The following is a 17,885-nucleotide window of genomic DNA, read 5'->3' as shown; positions in this document are numbered from 1 at the left end:
AAAAAGTATTATAATAAAGTAAATAGCCTATTAATAAGGCTATTTACTTTTATATACAGGGGGTTTTTATGAACATTTTAAAAAATAAGAAAATAGTAATTATTATGTTTATAGTGATTTTGATAACAGTTTCTTTTATTTTTTTTAACAAATCCCTAAAACATCCTTTAAAAAGTGATAAAGATATAATTATAAATGTAAAAACTGGAGACAGTTTTTATAGTTTATTAAATAAATTGCAAGAAAATAATCAAATTAATGGCCTAGGAATTATAAAAACATATATTAAGGTTACAAATACAGTAGTAGATGTTAAACCTGGTGAATATAATTTACATAATGATATGAGTGTTAAGGATATAATTAATACTCTTAATAATGGATTAGCAATTGATGTTATTGATATTACTATTCAGGAAGGTTCTACTATTGATGAAATAGCAAATAAACTTGAAATAAATGGAATGTGTGCTAAAGATGAATTTATTAAGGCAGTAGTAGCATATCCACTTCCGTCATATATTAAGCAAAGTAAAATAAAGAGATATGATTTAGAAGGATTTTTATTTCCTGATACATATAAATTTTCTAAACAGTCAAGTCCTGAAGAAATAATATCTAAAATGTTAGAAAGATTTGAAGATGTTTGGCAAAGTACTTTAAAAGAAGCAAATATTAAAGTTGCAAATGAAGATGTTGAAAAGGTGATAACTATTGCATCTATGATTGAAAAAGAAGCAATAGTTAATGAGGAAAGAGCTGTAATTGCATCTGTTATATATAACAGACTTAATATAGATATGAAACTTAAAATAGATGCCACAGTTATATATGCTATGGGGTATCATGTAAAAGGTCTTTCGTATGAAAATTTAGAGATTGAATCACCTTATAATACATATATAATTGATGGGTTACCAGTAGGTCCGATTTCAAATCCTGGGATACCATCTATTTTAGGAGCTTTAAAGCCTGAAAAAACAGATTATTTATTCTATGTGCTTCCAAAAGATGGGGGCAATAGACATTACTTTACAAACAATGATGTTGATTTTATGAATAAATTAGAAGAATTCGGATACGAACCTTAGATGGAGGGAGAATATGAGTGGAATAACCCATGATTATATGGAAGAATATATAAGAGGATTAATACCAGATAGCCAAGGTCCCCTTAAAACATTAGAAGAATTTGCAAAAGAGAATGCAGTTCCAATAGTTCAAAAGGAAACCGCAAAATTTTTAGAGTTTATGGTAAATATGAAAAAACCTATGAGAATTTTAGAATTAGGTACAGCTATTGGATATTCTGCTACGTTAATGTATGAAGCAGCAGGCACAAAACCACATATTACTACTATTGAACGTGATGAAAATATGATAAAATATGCTAAAGAGAACCTTGGAAAATTAGGGTTACAAGATAAAATTATAATTAAACAAGGTGATTGCTTAGAAATATTGGCTGAACTTGAAGAACCTTATGATTTAATTTTTATGGATGCTGGTAAAGGTCATTACAATCATTTTTTACCACATTGTTTAAGATTGCTTGAAAAGGATGGAATTATAATAGCTGATAATGTACTATTTAGGGGAATGGTTGCATCAAAAGAATTGGTAAAAAGAAGGAAGATAACTATAGTAAAAAGAATGAAAACATATTTAGATCTTGTATCAAGTGATGAAGATTTAATTACATCTGTAATACCCATGGGGGATGGAATTGCAGTGACTAAAAGGAGGTAATTTAAAATGATAAAACCAGAAATTTTAGCGCCAGCAGGAAGTCTAGAGAAATTAAAAATTGCAATTGATTTTGGAGCAGATGCTGTATATATAGGTGGTGGAAAGTTAAACCTAAGGGCTTTTTCAGATAATTTTACAAATGATGAAATGGCTGAAGGTGTTAAGTATTGTCACGATAGAGGGAAAAAACTTTATGTAACAATGAATGTATTTCCAAGAAATTTTGATTTAAAGGGAGTAGAAGAGTATATTCTATCTTTAGTGGAACTGGGAATAGATGCTATAATTGTAGCAGATCCAGCTATTATAGTTGCAGCAAAAGAAGTGGCTCCGAATTTAGAAATACATTTAAGTACTCAAGCTAATACTGTAAACTGGAAAGCTGCAAAATTTTGGCATGAACAAGGAATTAAGAGAATTGTTTTAGCTAGAGAACTAACATTTAATGAAATTAACGTAATTAAAGAAAACTTACCAGAAGAATGTGAATTAGAAGCTTTTGTACATGGATCTATGTGTATAGCTTATTCAGGTAGATGTTTAATTTCAAACTATATGTTAGGAAGAGATGCAAATAAGGGGATATGTTCAAATGCTTGTAGATATAAGTATTATTTAGTTGAGGAAACAAGGCCAGGAGAATATTATCCAGTAGTAGAAGATGATAAGGGAACATATATAATGAACTCTAAAGATCTTTGTATGATAAAACATATACCAGAGTTAATGAAAAGCGGGATATATTCATTTAAAATAGAAGGAAGAATGAAAAGCGAATTTTATGTAGCTTCAGTAGTAAAAGCATATAGAGAAGCTGTAGATTCGTACATGGCTGACCCTGAAAATTATGAATTTAAAGAAGAGTGGTTAGATACTTTATCAAGAATAAGCCATAGAAAATATCATACAGGGTTCTTTATGGGAAAAAGTGGAGAACAAACATATGATGTTTCATCGTATGTTAGAGATTACGAAATAGTTGGAGTGGTTCAATCTTATGATGACGAAACTAAAATAGCTACTATTTTGCAAAAGAATAGGGTTTATGATGGTGATGAGTTAGATGTTTTGAGAGCCCATACACCAAATTTCAATGTTAAACTTGAAGAAATGTTTGATGTTGAAAAGAAAGTGCCTGCAACTGTTGCAAATAGAGCACACATGATATTTAAGGCTAAAGTGGAGACACCATTAAAAGAAAAAGATATGTTAGTTAAATGTAAAAAAGGTTTGGAGCTATAAGATAACTTAGGAGGAGCTTAAATGAATAATGCTGTTTTAATCGGAATTGCTGGTGGGACTGGGTCGGGTAAGAGTACAATAGCTGATGAAATATACTCAAGCTTTTCCCATGAATGTATTGCTATGATACAACAAGATATGTACTATAAAGATCAAAGTCATTTAACAATTGAAGAAAGAGTTAAAACTAATTATGATCATCCTAGAGCTTTTGATAATGATTTAATGATAGAACATTTAAAAGCTTTAATTAAAGGTGAAGGTATAGAAAAACCAATTTATGATTTTGAAAAGCATAACAGATCAAAAGAAACTGTTACTGTTAATCCAAAAAGAATAATAATAGTTGAAGGTATATTAGTATTAGAAGATGAGAGAATTAGAAAACTTTTAGATATAAAAGTATATGTTGATACAGATGCAGATATAAGAATACTTAGAAGGTTAGTCCGAGATATAGATGAGAGAGGAAGAACTGTTGATTCAGTTATTCAGCAATACCTTACAGTGGTAAGACCTATGCATATGCAATTTATAGAGCCAACAAAAAGACATGCAGATATAATAGTTCCAGAAGGTGGACAAAATAAAGTAGCTATAGATATATTAGCTAGCAAAATTAAAGATATATTAAAATAATTTGAATAAAAAGCACCTCCATAGGCGATAATTAAGCCTAGGGAGGTGCTTTTTTTGTTTGAAAAAGAAAAAAAGAAATTTAATAGGATAAAGTATATAATGGGTATATTTGCAGTAGTATTATTATGTCTATCTGTAAGGTTATATTTTTTACAAGTACATCCTTCAGAAATGGTTGTAGGAAGAATGCAAAATCATCAAACAGAGAATATTGCACAGATGAAGTATAATATTTTAGATACAAATGGTGAAAATATGCTCGCGTATAATAAGGAATATGTAATGGTATTAGATACAGAGCCATTTAAACTTAATAATTATGAAGAAACATTACAGGATTTAATGGCATTAAATTTTATTATGAAATCTGAAGATAAAGATTTTAATTACACCGGAATAATGAATGAAGTTGGAAAACATTATTACAAAATTAGTAAAGAAACTTTTGAAAAAGTAAATAAATTATCTAATGTAAAAGGTATATATACGTATGTATACGATAAAATAGAAAGGAAAGAAGCTTGGGAAATAGGTAATTTATTATCTGAAATAGGTGAAAATGGTGATGTAGTTGAAGGATCTTTAGAAGCTGAATTAAATAAATACTTAGGAGAAAATTTAATACCACAATCTAAATTTTATTTGGATGATAAGGCTGTTTATAGTGATGGCAGTTTAGATACAAACAATGAAAATAAAAATTTAAAACTAACAATTAATAATGAATGGCAAAATAAAGTTAAAGAAGTTTTAAAAAGAAAAGATTATGATTTTTTAAAAAATGTAGGTGTAGTAATATCCGAAGCTGAAACAGGTAAAATAAGAGTTATGGCTCAAAAGGATGATAGTCAGGCTAATGTTAATATAGGTGTTGAAGCTCTGGGATTTGAGCCCGGATCTATTTTTAAAGTTGTTACAGAAGCAGTAGCTTTAGATTTAGGATTAATACATACTCAAGATGTATTTGGTTGTACGGGTCAAATATGTAGCAAAGATGGAAAACCTTATGGTCACGGTAACCTATCTGTAGAGGATGCAATAAAAATATCTTGTAATGACGTTACTGCAAAAGTAGGAGGATTGGCTGGGTATGAAAAAATTATGGAATATTCAGAAAAGATGGGATTATTTAATAGAGTGCTAAATATACAAGGAGAAAATAGAAATGAAGCTGCAGGAATAAAACCTCCTAAAGAAGCAGGAATTAATAATATTTCTATAGGTCAAACAATAATGGTTACACCACTTCAAATGGCAGGTGTTTATAATACAATTGCAAATGATGGAGTATATGTGAAGCAAACACTAGTAGAAGAAATTCTTAATAAGGATGGTAAACCAGTTAAGAAATTCAAAAATGAGCCAGTTAGAGTGTTTAGCCAAACTACTGCTAAAATAACTCAAGAAACTTTAGGAAAAGTAATTTGGGAAGGGTCAGGATTTGAGGCTAAGGTCAAGGGTGTAGAAATTGGTGGGAAAACTGGAACATCAACAGGGAAAGATAGAGCTGATCATGGCTGGTTTGCAGGCTATTTTGTTAAAGATGAAAAGAAGTATAGTATTGTTGTTATAGCACCAAATATAGGAACTAATCATCCAGATGGAAGAGAACTTGGGGGAGGAAATACAGGAGCTCCAATATTTAGAGATATAGTAACGGAACTTACATCAAAATAAAATAGGGAATTAACTAAAAATAATATTATAAGTGTATTAGGGAGTTAAAAGAAAATAGATCAGAATATGACTAGTTATTTTTGAAGCTCCCTTAGACATTTGAAAAAAATAGCAAGTCAATATATCATATATATTTTATAGTGAACTAGAAAATACAAAACATTAATAATTCAATAAACTTCTAATTAAATAATCTAAATTAGAAGTTTATTTTTTGTGTACAAGCAATATTTTTATATTAAGCCATATTATATAATAAGCATTAGTAGGAGGGCTTTCTATGTTTATTATATCAAATATAATAGAACTGATTTGTAATTCTATATTATTAACGGGATACATATCAGGTACTAATACATTTCCAAAACCTTTAGATGAGAAGGAGGAGGCACATTATTTAACACTCTTAAGGGAAGGTGATAAAGAGGCAAAAAGTGTACTAATAGAGAGGAATCTTAGATTAGTTGCACATATTGTGAAAAAATATTCGTTTCCGAATAAGGATATAGATGAGTTAATATCTATAGGAACGGTAGGACTTATTAAAGCTATAGATTCTTTTGATTCTCTTAAAGGAACAAGACTTGCCACCTATGCATCTAGATGTATTGAAAATGAAATTTTAATGTTGTTTAGAAACAATAAAAAGCAAAAGGGTGAAGTTTACCTTCAAGATCCAATTGGAGTTGATAAGGAGGGCAATGAAATATGTTTAATTGATGTTTTAAGTAGTGAAAAAGATTCTGTGCTAGAAAAGGTTGAAAGTAATCTTCAAATAAAGGCATTATATAGTAAAATATGTATATCTTTAAGTGAAAGAGAAGGTGAAATATTAAAAATGAGATATGGACTTATAGATGGCAGGTGTAAAACACAAAGAGAAATAGCTGTTATATTAGGTATTTCAAGATCTTATGTATCTAGAATAGAGAAAAAAGCGTTGAAAAAATTAAAGAAAGAATTATATAATAATTAGAAAAATATACTTTTATTAAAAAATATATTTAATAAAAAAGGATTGCAAACAGTTTTATAGAATATAAGCAAGAATAGAACTGAATTTTAGGAGGAAATAATGTATTTTTTAAAAGAATTATTGAGTAAAACAATAGAAGTAGGTGCTTCAGATTTACATTTGACTGTTGGAATCCCACCAACAATAAGAAGTAATGGCAGATTAATTAAATTAGGTGTGGATAAGTTAGCTCCAGAAGAGATTGAAGCATTTGCCAGAGAAATATTAGGAAGCAAGTTTGAAAGATATCTACAAATAGGGGAAATAGATACCTCATATTCTATGCAAAAAATAGGTAGATTTAGAGTTAATATATTTAAACAAAGAAATAGTGATGCTATAGCTATAAGAGTAATTGCATTAAAAATTCCAACGGTAGACGAATTAAATCATCCACCTGTAATAAAGGACTTAGTTAAAAAGCAAAGAGGATTAGTTTTAGTTACTGGACCTACTGGAAGTGGTAAGAGCACAACTTTAGCAGCTATGATTAATGAAATTAACGCTACTAGAGAAGCTCATATTATTACGCTTGAGGATCCTATAGAATATTTGCATAAACACAATAAGTGTATTATAAATCAAAGAGAGATCGGTAAAGATAGTAAAAGCTATCAAAATGCTTTAAGAGCAATTCTAAGAGAAGATCCAGATGTTATTCTTGTAGGAGAAATGAGAGATTTAGAAACAATATCAATTGCTATTACTGCCGCTGAAACTGGGCATTTAGTATTTTCTACATTACATACAATAGGAGCAGCTAAAACTATAGATAGAATAATTGATGTATTTCCACCACATCAGCAACAGCAAATTAGAGTTCAATTAGCAGCTGTTCTTCAAGGTGTAGTTTCGCAACAGTTAGTTGAAACTGCAGATGGAAAAGGTAGAGTTGCTTCATTAGAAACAATGGTTACTACACCTGGAATTCAAAACTTAATAAGAGAAGGTAAAACACATCAAATTGAGTCTGCAATTCAAACGGGTAATAAGTATGGAATGAAAACTATGGATATGGCTCTTGCTGAATTATATAAAAAAGGAATTATTACAATTGAAACAGCATTAACATATTCAGTGGATAGGGAAACTATTAAGAGAATTATGATGTTATAATAAATTTAAATAACTATAATTTATGTAGTTAGGCATCTTTTTAAAATAACTAGTTAATATGCTAGTCTATTTTGTATCGTTCTTTGTTGATATAAGTTATTGATAGAACAACTATCAGTAACTTGTATGGATTAGTTCTAGTATAAAATATACATTGCACATTGGTTTGGTATTTTTTTAAGGTGCCTTATTTATTTTTTTGTAAATACATAAAAATTTATGGAGGAAATTCGGAATATATGTGGAATACATTAATATATAATTCTTTATACTAAATTCAAATGTATTGAAATAAAAAAGTGATATTAAATTTATTACAATTATTCAAGTAGATAAGTTAAAAAAATACTAAAATCTAACTACAAAACTATCTATAGTGACAATAGTAGAGAAAAAAAATTAAAAATAGGGACATGTATTGTAGATAAATAGTTGTTTTATTTATTAGTAAATGATAAAATGAAAGAAATATTAAATTTTATTAAAATTAATTCAAAAAATACTGGCTATTTTTATAGAATTAGTAGTATAATTTTATTTAATAGTGGTATGATTTTAAAAAAGTATATTAATGAACATACCAAATTTAATATATGTGAAGAATATAATTATTTTACAAAAGAACTAATGTAAATGCAAAATTCTTCATTATTTAACTTATTAGCTATTGTTAAGAATGTATATAATGAGTTAAAATTAGTATATGAGTATAAATGTAACGTATACAACAATAAAGAAGAAATAAAAAGAAGTGAAAAATAATAGATGAAATTAATCTTTTAACTAAGGTGAAAAAATACTACTAGATATTTTCTGAGGGAGGAATTGTTTTGTTAGATTTTGAAGTGGATATGCAAGAATTAACCAATATTAAAGTTGTTGGTTGTGGTGGCGGTGGTGGAAATGCCGTTAATAGAATGATTACAGAAGGTTTGAAAAATGTTGAGTTTATAGTTGTTAATACTGATAAACAAGCTTTAATGTTATCTCATGCTAATATTAAGATTCAAATTGGAGAAAAATTAACTAAAGGGTTAGGAGCCGGAGCTAATCCAGAAATAGGTAAAAAAGCAGCAGAAGAAAGTAGAGAAGAAATTGCAGAATCTATAAAGGGCGCAAATATGGTATTCATAACGGCAGGTATGGGTGGCGGAACAGGAACTGGAGCAGCTCCTATTGTAGCTCAAATAGCAAAATCAATGAATATTTTAACAGTCGGTGTTGTAACTAAACCCTTCCCATTTGAAGGTAAAAGAAGAATGACGCATGCTGAAATGGGTATAGAAAACTTAATGCAAGCTGTAGATACATTGGTAATTATTCCAAATCATAGATTATTATTAATGGCTGATAAGAAGACAACACTTCTTGATTCATTCAGATTAGCAGATGATGTTTTAAGACAAGGAGTACAAGCTATATCAGATTTAATAACTATTCCAGGGGTAGTTAATGCCGATTTTGCTGATATAGAAACAGTTATGTTAAATAAAGGCTTAGCTCATATGGGTGTAGGTTATGGTACTGGGGATAATAAGGCTCAAGATGCTGTAAGGCAAGCAATATCATCACCATTGTTAGAAACATCAATAGATGGTGCTACAGGAGTTATTATTAACTTTACAGGTGGGGTTGATTTAGGTGCTATAGAGGTATTTGAGGCTGCAGATATTGTACGAGAATCAGCAGATCCAGATGCTAATATAATCTTTGGAGCTGTTATTGATGAAACTTTAAATGATGAAATTAGAATAACTGTAATAGCCACAGGTTTTGAAGAGGATGAAAATAAAGTTCCTCAAGCTAAACCAGTAGTTGAAACAAAGAGATTTTCTGGAAAAGCTAATAATGTAGTTGCAGAAGAACCTGTAATACAAGAAATGCCAAAAGCTGATCCATTATTAGAGTTTGACACAGAGAGTGTTAATATACCGAGTTTTTTAAGAACAAGAAAATAGTATATTAATATAAAAAATAGTCAAGATAACATATATATTCCAGTGAATTACTAAAAAATGAAAACTCTAAGAGTAGGTTTATAGGTGGATTCCATAGATAAAGTATGTTATAAAATAGACTGGTGGTTTTTAAAATATCTCATATGTAAGTAAAGACAAGGATTAATAGCTATTAATCCTTGTCTTATTTTATTTGGGAAAAAATAAGTCTTATTAAAAGAAATAAGTGTAAATAATTGTAAAAAATAAGGGAGGAAAATATATTTTTTGGTTAGTTATTATGACAAAATTTTAAGGTATAAGAGTTTATAATTTAATTATAGAGGAGGAGGGGGTATGGTTGTATATATTGATGTATTATTATTTGAAAATTTTGTGGTTAATTTATTTTTGCTATTATTAACATTTAAATTATTAAGATTTAGTTATAAGAAGAGGATATATTTATCGGCTATATTAGGATCTATATATACATTAGCTTTATTCTTAGAATGGCCTTTGGGGACAAGTTTTATTGCGAAAATATTGGTTGCAGTATTAATGATAATTATTGCAATAGAAAAAAGAAAAATTAGTAATATATTAAAATGTGTAGGATGTTTTTTTATTCTCTCATTTACACTTTGCGGGGTATGTTTTAGCTTTGCATTAATGCAAAATAAATATGGGATTATGCAAAAATTTGAGATGAATAACTATTCAATAAAATATATATTAATATCTATAATGATACTATACATAGTTATAGTTAGGGCTTATGAATATTTAAGAGGGAGAATTATTGTAAAAAGCCTAATATATGATATAGAAATATCAGTTAATAAAAATATATTTTATATAAAGGGATTTTTAGATACGGGTAATGATCTAAGGGAGCCGGTAACCAACCTACCTTGTATTATTGTAGAAGATGGTTACTTGAATGAAGTACAACTTCCAGAAAAGGAATATTTTAATATTTCCTATAGTACCATTGGAGACAGTGGAAAAATAAAAGGATTTAAAGGAGAAAAAATAAGAATAAAAAGTCAAGATGAAGATTGGAGAACCGTTGATGCAATTATATGTAGTTGCACTAATAAATTAAGTAAAGAAAATGATTTTAATGCGCTATTATCAAGAGGGATAATTTAGGAGGGCAATATGTTAAGACTATATATTTTAATAAATAGAATTTTAGAAAAATTAAATATTTTTAAATCTAAAGTACATTACGTAGGGGGAAACGATTCTCTTCCACCACCATTAAAAAAGGAAGAAGAAGAGGAATTAGTTGAAAGACTAATGAAAGGAGATGAAACTATAAGAGATATTCTTATAGAAAGGAACTTAAGGCTAGTAGTATATATTGCAAGAAAATTTGAGAATACTGGTGTATGTGTGGAAGATTTAATTTCTGTTGGAACTATTGGGCTAATAAAAGCGGTAAACACTTTTAATCCAGAAAAGAAAATTAAATTAGCAACCTATGGCTCAAGATGTATAGAAAATGAAATACTTATGTATTTGAGAAGAAATAGTAAAGTAAAGGCAGAAATTTCTTTTTATGAACCACTAAATATTGATTGGGATGGAAATGAATTATTATTATCTGATATATTAGGAACAGAAAATGATACGGTTTACAATTTAATTGAAGATGAAGTTGATAAGCAATTATTATTTTTAGCCCTTAAACATTTAAATGATAGAGAAAAAGAAATTGTTAAATTACGTTTTGGGTTAAATGGAACTAAAGAAAATACGCAGAAGGAAGTAGCTGACATGCTTGGTATATCACAATCATATATTTCAAGATTAGAAAAAAAGATAATAAGTAGATTAAAAAAAGAAATCAATAAAATGATTTAGGTTGTCTTTAGTATAAAAGCAAACCCTCTCGGAAATAATGTTTAATGCAGTATGTTATTACTTCCGAAGGGGTTGATGATTTTGATCATTAATAAAGTAGAAATATGTGGAGTAAACACTTCAAAATTACCAGTAATAAAAGAAAAAGAAAAAAGAAAACTACTTCTTAGTATGAGAGCAGGAGACCCAAATGCAAGAGAAACATTTATTAATGGTAATTTAAGGTTAGTTTTAAGTGTAATTCAAAGATTTAATAATAGAGGAGAAAATGTTGATGACCTATTTCAAGTTGGATGCATAGGGTTAATGAAATCTATTGATAATTTTGATTTAGGTCAAAATGTTAGATTTTCAACTTATGCAGTACCTATGATTATAGGCGAGATTAGAAGATACTTAAGAGATAATAATGCTATAAGAGTAAGTAGATCTTTAAGAGATATTGCCTATAAGGCATTATTAGTTAGAGATAGGCTTGTTAAGGAGAATAACAAGGAACCTACAGTATCACAAATAGCAAAAGAATTAAATTTGCCAAGAGAAGATGTAGTATTTGCATTAGATGCAATTCAAGATCCAGTATCATTATTTGAACCAATATACCACGACGGTGGAGATGCAATTTATGTAATGGATCAAATAAGTGATTCGAAAAATACAGATGAGAGTTGGCTTGAGGATATTTCAATAAAAGAAGCTATGAAAAAATTAAATGATAGAGAAAAATTAATTTTAACATTAAGATTTTTTAATGGAAGAACACAAATGGAAGTAGCAGACGAAATAGGTATATCTCAGGCACAAGTATCAAGGTTGGAGAAGACTGCACTAAAACATATGAAGAAGCATGTATAAAGGAGCTCGTTTGAGCTCCTTTATATTTAGGAACATGGGAATAAATAACAAGACAATATACATAGTACGTTGTCTTGTTATTTATTTTCAAATGTATTATAAAATATTTTGTGTAGGACATGCATATACTTATAAGGGTAAGAGAACTGAAAGAAAATAGTAAGTCAAAGACTCTGAGCATATTTAAAAAGAAAATTAATGGAAATGAAAGGGGGTAGATTAATATGTACACTAAATTTAATGATGGAAATACGGATAATAGTATAGCTTTAGAAAATAATATTTTAGAAGAGAATTTAGAAAATGATATAATATTACACTCATTAAATGCAATAAGATCCATGGAAATAATAGATATTAGAACTGGATGTAAGCTTGGATTTGTACAAGAATTAGTAATAGATATTGAAGAGAGTAAAATAGTTTCTATTATAATACCATCGGCAGGTAAAAATTGGTTTAACAAAGAAGAGGATATTGAAATTCCTTGGGGAAAAGTTATAAAAGCTGGAATGGATGTTATTTTAGTTGATACTTCCAAATAGAATTTCAATTATATATAGATAAATTGTATTTTAAATTGTATAATGATAATATAAGGATAAAATTAACTATAAGGCACTTTCAAAAAATAATAGAGCAATTTGCTAATCTGTTATTTTTTTTCAAGGGTCTGAGAGAAAGGCGTGAAAAATATGAAATGCCCTTTTTGTTCATTTGAGGAGAGTAAAGTAGTAGATTCTAGATCAACTGATGATAATACTACAATAAGAAGAAGAAGAGAATGTTTAAATTGTGGGAAAAGATATACCACTTACGAAAAAGTAGAAGATATACCAATTTTAGTTGTTAAAAGAGATTTAACAAGGGAAATATTTAATAGAGAAAAAGTTGTTAATGGCTTAATAATTGCTTGTCAAAAAAGACCTGTATCAAGAAAACAAATTGAAAATATAGCAGAGGATATTGAAAAAACAATATCTAATAAAATGTTAACAGAAGTTGAAACAGGATGCATTGGTGAAATGGTAATGGATAGATTAAAGGAAATAGATGAAATATCATATGTGAGATTTGCATCTGTTTATAGACAATTTAAAGATATTAATACATTTTTAGAAGAAATTAAAAATTTAGTTGAAAAAAATAAATAAGTTATCTAAAAACAACTAGTTTATAAATTAATTATTTTCAAAACATTTATAAAAGAAATCCTAATTTATTTTAGGATTTCTTTTTTTATTTGTAGTTAAATATTTATATTGTTTTTTCGATTGCCTAAAGTTAAAATTATGTTAAATAAAGTTAAGATGTTATGATAAAATAGAAAAAATATTGATATAATGTTAAAATACATTATAAGAATACAAGAGGTGAAAAATGAAAAAAATTAAAGCTAATAGTTTAAAAGTAAATAAGGATTTTCTTGAAATAGATTTAGAAGGTATTAAAATTGTATTTTCAACAGCTGAAATGGATAGAAGTTTTAATAGACATAATGAGCTTGGAGTAGTAAATTTAGAAAGTATAAGAGATGATTTTAAAGTTGATAGTGTTAAGTATTTACAACAGATACATAGTGATAAGGCTTATATATATAATAAATATTATAAAAACATAAAAGATGAAGAGGGAGATGCGATAATTACAGTAGAAAAAAATGTTGCAGTAGGGGTTTTTACAGCAGATTGTGTTCCTATAATTATAGTGAATGAAGAGAAAAAAGTAGTGGCTGCGGTACATAGTGGATGGAAAGGAACTTTTAATTCAATAGTAGTAAATACTATTAATAAAATGAAGGAAGAATATAAAATAAATATTTCTAATACAAAAGTATATATAGGACCACATATAAGACAATGTTGTTATGAGGTTTCAGAAGAATTAAAAGAAAAATTCATTAAGAATACGAGCGTAGAAGAGGGCAAATTATTTAAAGGAAGAAATCTTAGTATGGAAGAATTCATATTAAATGATCTAAGGACTTCAGGAATAAAAGAAAATAATATATTTTCTTTAGATTTATGTACTCATTGCGAAAAAAGCATAAAGTTATATTCATACAGGTCAACAAATGGAATATATGGACGATTATTTTCATTTGTATATATAAAATAAATAGATAGGGGGGAATAATAATGGCTCAAGAAAAAATATTAGTAGTAGATGATGAAGGGCATATTGTTGAATTAATTAGCTATAACCTTAGTTTGGCAGGATATAAAGTAGTGACAGCTAGTAATGGATTAGATGCTGTTAAAATAGCAAAAGAAGAAAAACCAAGATTAATTCTTTTGGATTTAATGATTCCTGGATTAGATGGTTTTGATGTGTGTAAAGAAATAAGAGGAAATAAAGAACTTAAAAATACATCTATTATTATGCTAACTGCTAAAGGAGAAGAACTTGATAAAATACTAGGGTTAGAGCTCGGTGCTGATGATTATATAACAAAACCTTTTTCAGTTAGGGAATTATTGGCTAGAGTAAAAGCAGTACTTAGAAGAGTTGGAACAGTAAAAGAAGAAAACGATATATTTGTTGCAGGTAATTTGAAGGTTAATTTTGAAAGAAGAGAAGTGTTAATTAGTGATAGTAAAGTAGATTTAACATTAAAAGAATACGAACTTTTAGATATTTTAATTAAGAATAGAGGGAAAATATTAACTAGAGATACCCTTCTTGATAAAGTGTGGGGATATGAGTATATAGGTGAAACCAGAACTGTAGATGTTCATATAAGATATATTAGAAAAAAAATTGAAGAAGATGATAAGAATCCTAAATTTATAGAAACTATAAGAGGAGTAGGTTATAGATTTAACCCGAATGAATATTAAATGAAAAAGAGAATAATAGTATTTAATATAATAACAGTTTTATTTGCATTATTAATACTAACAAGTTCATTTGTAGCTTTGGTTAATGTTAATGAAATAGAAAAAACAAAAAGTTTACTATCTTCTTATAATAAAATAATGATTTTAAATCCAAATTTTACTGAAAAAAATTTGGAGAATTTTAAAATAAATAATGTTAGAGTTAGGTTTACCTTGATAGATAAGAATGGTAATGTAAAGTTTGATAGTAGCAACAAGGACTTAGAGAATCATTTCGATAGAGAAGAAATAATTGAAGCAATTAAAAAAGATGAGGCAAGTATAACTAGATTTAGTAAAACAGAAGGAGTAAATTTAGTTTACTATGCAAATAAGTTAGATGACGATATAATTATAAGAAGCGCAGTTCCGCTATCTACAGTAAAGGTGCTCTCTTTGAGATATTTTAAATATTATATTTTAGTTATTATCTTAGTGCTTTTATTATCATTAGGGTTATCATTAAAATTAGTAAGAGCAATTATTTATCCAATAAAAGAACTAGAAACAGCGACAGCGAAAATTGCAAATGGTGACTTTAATAGAAGAGCTAAAATTCATACTAATGATGAGGTTGGATCACTTGCACATACTTTCAATAATATGGCGGATCAGCTTCAAGTTAGAATAAGTGATTCTTTAGATAAACAAAATAAGTTAGAATCAATATTAGAAAGTATGGAGAGTGGAGTTATTGCAATAGATAAGCAAGAAAAAATTATGCTTATAAATCCATATGCTAAAAGAGTCTTTGGATTAAATAAAAATATAATAGGCAAAAATATAGGTGAATACATTATAGATTATGATTTGATAAAATTTATAAAAGATACACCGGAAATAGAAACTGTGGAAGTTAAAATACTACATCCTTTTGAAAGGGAACTTAGGATAAAAAAGGCACCAATAATAAATAGTATTAAATTGCCTATAGGAACTGTAATTGCGGTTCAAGATATTACAGATATTAAAAGGCTTGAAAATATGAGAAGTCAATTTGTTGCTAATGTATCCCATGAATTAAGAACACCATTAACTTCTATAAAAGGGTTTGCAGAAACTTTAAAGTATGTTAAGGAAGATGAAACTAAAAATAAATTTTTAGACATTATTGATAAGGAAGCTGATAGGCTTACAAGATTAATAAATGATATATTAGTTTTATCAAATATTGAGAACAATAATAATGTATTAGAAGTTGAGTTTGATCCAAATGAAGTTATAACAGAGGCAATTAACATGGTATCAGGTCAAGCTGTACTTAAAAATACAAAAATAGAAATTTTAAATAATTACAAAGGATTATTAGTTGGAGATAGAGATAAATTTTTTCAACTAATACTTAATCTAGTTGAAAATGCTATAAAATATTCAGGTGAAGAAAGCAATGTGCTAGTAAAAAGCTATAATGTTAATGATTATATATATATAGAAGTAGCAGATAATGGTTTTGGAATACCAAAAGAAGATTTGCCAAGAATATTTGAAAGATTTTATAGAGTAGATAAATCAAGAGCTAAGGGTGGAACTGGTCTAGGTCTTGCTATTGTAAAACATATAGTTAAAATATTTAATGGAGAAATATATGTAGATTCTAATGTTGGATTTGGAACAAAATTTACAGTTAAAATAAAAAAGATATATTAAGGATTTGAAAAAATAGATTAGCATATTTACTAGTTATTTTTCGAGGATGCCTTATGTGTAGATAGTTAGTATGAATTTTAATTAGGGTATCTAGTTTTTAATAGACTGGTTACCCTATTTTTTTTATAAGTGGTAATGTTAAGTTTTATTAACAAAATTCTAATGTTTGTTAACACTAAAATAATATTTACTTAACTTTGGAAAGCTAATATAAGCACATGAGATATATGAAAAAAATAAGAAATGTGGGAGGAAGAAATATGTTGAATAAAGGTTTTAAATTAGTTGCTAGTTCAATAGTAGTGTTAATGATTGGTGGGGTATTCGTAGGGTGTTCAGGTAGTAAAGTAAAGACAGAAGGAAAAACAGAGGAAACTAAAATTTCTGTATCAGGATCTACTTCGGTAGGACCATTAATGGAAAAGATATCAGAACAATATGAAAGTGAAAATGTAAATACAACAATAGAAATTAATCAAGTTGGTTCATCAGCAGGGATTAAGGATACAATAAATGGTGTTTCAGAAATCGGTATGTCTTCAAGAGAATTAAAAGATGAAGAAAAGAAAGATGTAACAGCAACAACAATAGCATACGATGGAATAGCTTTAATAACTCATAAAAACAATACAGTTAAAGAAATAACATTAGAACAAGTTAAAGGCATATATACTGGGAAAATAACTAATTGGAAAGAAATTGGAGGGAAAGATGCTCCCATAGTTGTAGTATCTAGAGAAGAGGGGTCAGGAACTAGATCTGCTTTTGAGGAAATAGTTAAATATAAATCAGAAGAACTAGTATCATCAGCAACAATTTCAGATGGATCAGGAAGCATAAAAACTACTGTTGCCGGCAATGAAAATGCAATTGGGTTTGCTTCGTTTGAATACTTAGATGATACAATAGGAGCATTAAATCTTGGAGGGGTAAAACCTGAAGCGAAGTTTGTTAAGAGTGGTGAATATAAATTATCAAGACCATTTATATTAGTAACTAAAACTTCAAGCCAATCAGAGAATAGTAAAAAGTTAATTGATTATATATTAAGTAAAGAAGGTCAAAAAATAGTTGCAGATAATAAGCTTATAACGTTGGAGTAATAAATAAGTAATTAATATATAGTTTTTTTATGGGGTATCTAGTTTTTAATAGACTAGGTATCTTATTTTTTTATAAGAGGGAAAAAATATTCCGAAAAAATAACAAGTAAAAATTTTTGAATTGTTATTTTTTTTAAGTCCCTAATGTTAAGTT

General features: G+C 27.9%; 18 protein-coding genes. All 18 read left to right on the top strand.

Annotation, left to right across the window (positions count from 1 at the left end; all coding sequences use genetic code 11):
- Window positions 1-68: 68 nt before the first annotated feature.
- The 18 genes from mltG to BLS77_RS08145 all read left to right on the top strand — a co-directional run bounded on the left by mltG (window position 69) and on the right by BLS77_RS08145 (window position 17,731).
- Window positions 69-1,091 (top strand): endolytic transglycosylase MltG, encoded by a 1,023-nt coding sequence (gene mltG / locus BLS77_RS08230; RefSeq protein WP_089968034.1) that lies wholly within the window; start codon window positions 69-71, stop codon window positions 1,089-1,091.
- A 13-nt stretch (window positions 1,092-1,104) separates the two neighbouring features.
- Window positions 1,105-1,749 (top strand): O-methyltransferase, encoded by a 645-nt coding sequence (locus tag BLS77_RS08225; RefSeq protein ID WP_089968031.1) that lies wholly within the window; start codon window positions 1,105-1,107, stop codon window positions 1,747-1,749.
- Between the two features lie 6 nt (window positions 1,750-1,755).
- The gene (locus BLS77_RS08220; RefSeq protein ID WP_089968028.1) at window positions 1,756-2,991 is read left to right on the top strand and encodes a peptidase U32 family protein; all 1,236 of its coding nucleotides are present in this window, start codon (window positions 1,756-1,758) and stop codon (window positions 2,989-2,991) included.
- 21 nt (window positions 2,992-3,012) lie between these two features.
- On the top strand, window positions 3,013-3,630 hold the full coding sequence (gene udk, locus BLS77_RS08215) for a uridine kinase (RefSeq protein ID WP_089968025.1): 618 nt from the start codon (window positions 3,013-3,015) through the stop codon (window positions 3,628-3,630).
- Between the two features lie 45 nt (window positions 3,631-3,675).
- Window positions 3,676-5,307: a penicillin-binding transpeptidase domain-containing protein gene (locus BLS77_RS08210; RefSeq protein ID WP_341423436.1), complete on the top strand. Its 1,632-nt coding sequence runs from the start codon at window positions 3,676-3,678 to the stop codon at window positions 5,305-5,307.
- Between the two features lie 280 nt (window positions 5,308-5,587).
- Window positions 5,588-6,283, top strand: coding sequence for an RNA polymerase sporulation sigma factor SigK (gene sigK, locus BLS77_RS08205; protein WP_089968022.1), 696 nt, complete (start codon window positions 5,588-5,590; stop codon window positions 6,281-6,283).
- Window positions 6,284-6,382: 99 nt separating this feature from the next.
- Window positions 6,383-7,438: a type IV pilus twitching motility protein PilT gene (locus BLS77_RS08200; RefSeq protein ID WP_089968019.1), complete on the top strand. Its 1,056-nt coding sequence runs from the start codon at window positions 6,383-6,385 to the stop codon at window positions 7,436-7,438.
- Window positions 7,439-8,071: 633 nt separating this feature from the next.
- A complete protein-coding gene (locus BLS77_RS20555; RefSeq protein WP_278336654.1) occupies window positions 8,072-8,200 on the top strand; it encodes a hypothetical protein in 129 nt (42 codons plus the stop codon).
- 68 nt (window positions 8,201-8,268) lie between these two features.
- Complete coding sequence (ftsZ, locus tag BLS77_RS08190; RefSeq protein WP_089968015.1) at window positions 8,269-9,396, top strand: cell division protein FtsZ; 1,128 nt, start codon at window positions 8,269-8,271, stop codon at window positions 9,394-9,396.
- Window positions 9,397-9,732: 336 nt separating this feature from the next.
- Window positions 9,733-10,530: a sigma-E processing peptidase SpoIIGA gene (locus BLS77_RS08185; protein ID WP_089968011.1), complete on the top strand. Its 798-nt coding sequence runs from the start codon at window positions 9,733-9,735 to the stop codon at window positions 10,528-10,530.
- 9 nt (window positions 10,531-10,539) lie between these two features.
- Entirely contained in the window at window positions 10,540-11,247 is a 708-nt protein-coding gene (sigE, locus tag BLS77_RS08180) for an RNA polymerase sporulation sigma factor SigE (RefSeq protein WP_089968007.1), read from the top strand.
- A gap of 81 nt (window positions 11,248-11,328) precedes the next feature.
- The gene (sigG, locus tag BLS77_RS08175) at window positions 11,329-12,102 is read left to right on the top strand and encodes an RNA polymerase sporulation sigma factor SigG (RefSeq protein ID WP_089968004.1); all 774 of its coding nucleotides are present in this window, start codon (window positions 11,329-11,331) and stop codon (window positions 12,100-12,102) included.
- A gap of 224 nt (window positions 12,103-12,326) precedes the next feature.
- Window positions 12,327-12,647, top strand: coding sequence for a YlmC/YmxH family sporulation protein (locus BLS77_RS20305; protein ID WP_089968001.1), 321 nt, complete (start codon window positions 12,327-12,329; stop codon window positions 12,645-12,647).
- A 150-nt stretch (window positions 12,648-12,797) separates the two neighbouring features.
- Window positions 12,798-13,256 (top strand): transcriptional regulator NrdR, encoded by a 459-nt coding sequence (nrdR, locus tag BLS77_RS08165; RefSeq protein ID WP_089967998.1) that lies wholly within the window; start codon window positions 12,798-12,800, stop codon window positions 13,254-13,256.
- Window positions 13,257-13,482: 226 nt separating this feature from the next.
- Window positions 13,483-14,220: a peptidoglycan editing factor PgeF gene (gene pgeF / locus BLS77_RS08160; protein ID WP_089967995.1), complete on the top strand. Its 738-nt coding sequence runs from the start codon at window positions 13,483-13,485 to the stop codon at window positions 14,218-14,220.
- Window positions 14,221-14,240: 20 nt separating this feature from the next.
- On the top strand, window positions 14,241-14,942 hold the full coding sequence (locus BLS77_RS08155) for a response regulator transcription factor (protein ID WP_089967992.1): 702 nt from the start codon (window positions 14,241-14,243) through the stop codon (window positions 14,940-14,942).
- The gene (locus BLS77_RS08150) at window positions 14,943-16,628 is read left to right on the top strand and encodes a sensor histidine kinase (protein WP_089967989.1); all 1,686 of its coding nucleotides are present in this window, start codon (window positions 14,943-14,945) and stop codon (window positions 16,626-16,628) included. It begins immediately after the preceding gene.
- Between the two features lie 260 nt (window positions 16,629-16,888).
- Window positions 16,889-17,731, top strand: coding sequence for a phosphate ABC transporter substrate-binding protein (locus tag BLS77_RS08145; RefSeq protein WP_089967986.1), 843 nt, complete (start codon window positions 16,889-16,891; stop codon window positions 17,729-17,731).
- Window positions 17,732-17,885: the final 154 nt, after the last annotated feature.

This window comes from Clostridium gasigenes (genome assembly GCF_900104115.1).
Lineage (GTDB): Bacteria > Bacillota > Clostridia > Clostridiales > Clostridiaceae > Clostridium > Clostridium gasigenes.
The sequence above is the reverse complement of the archived record's forward strand: the minus strand, read 5'-3'. Positions and strand labels throughout refer to the sequence as shown.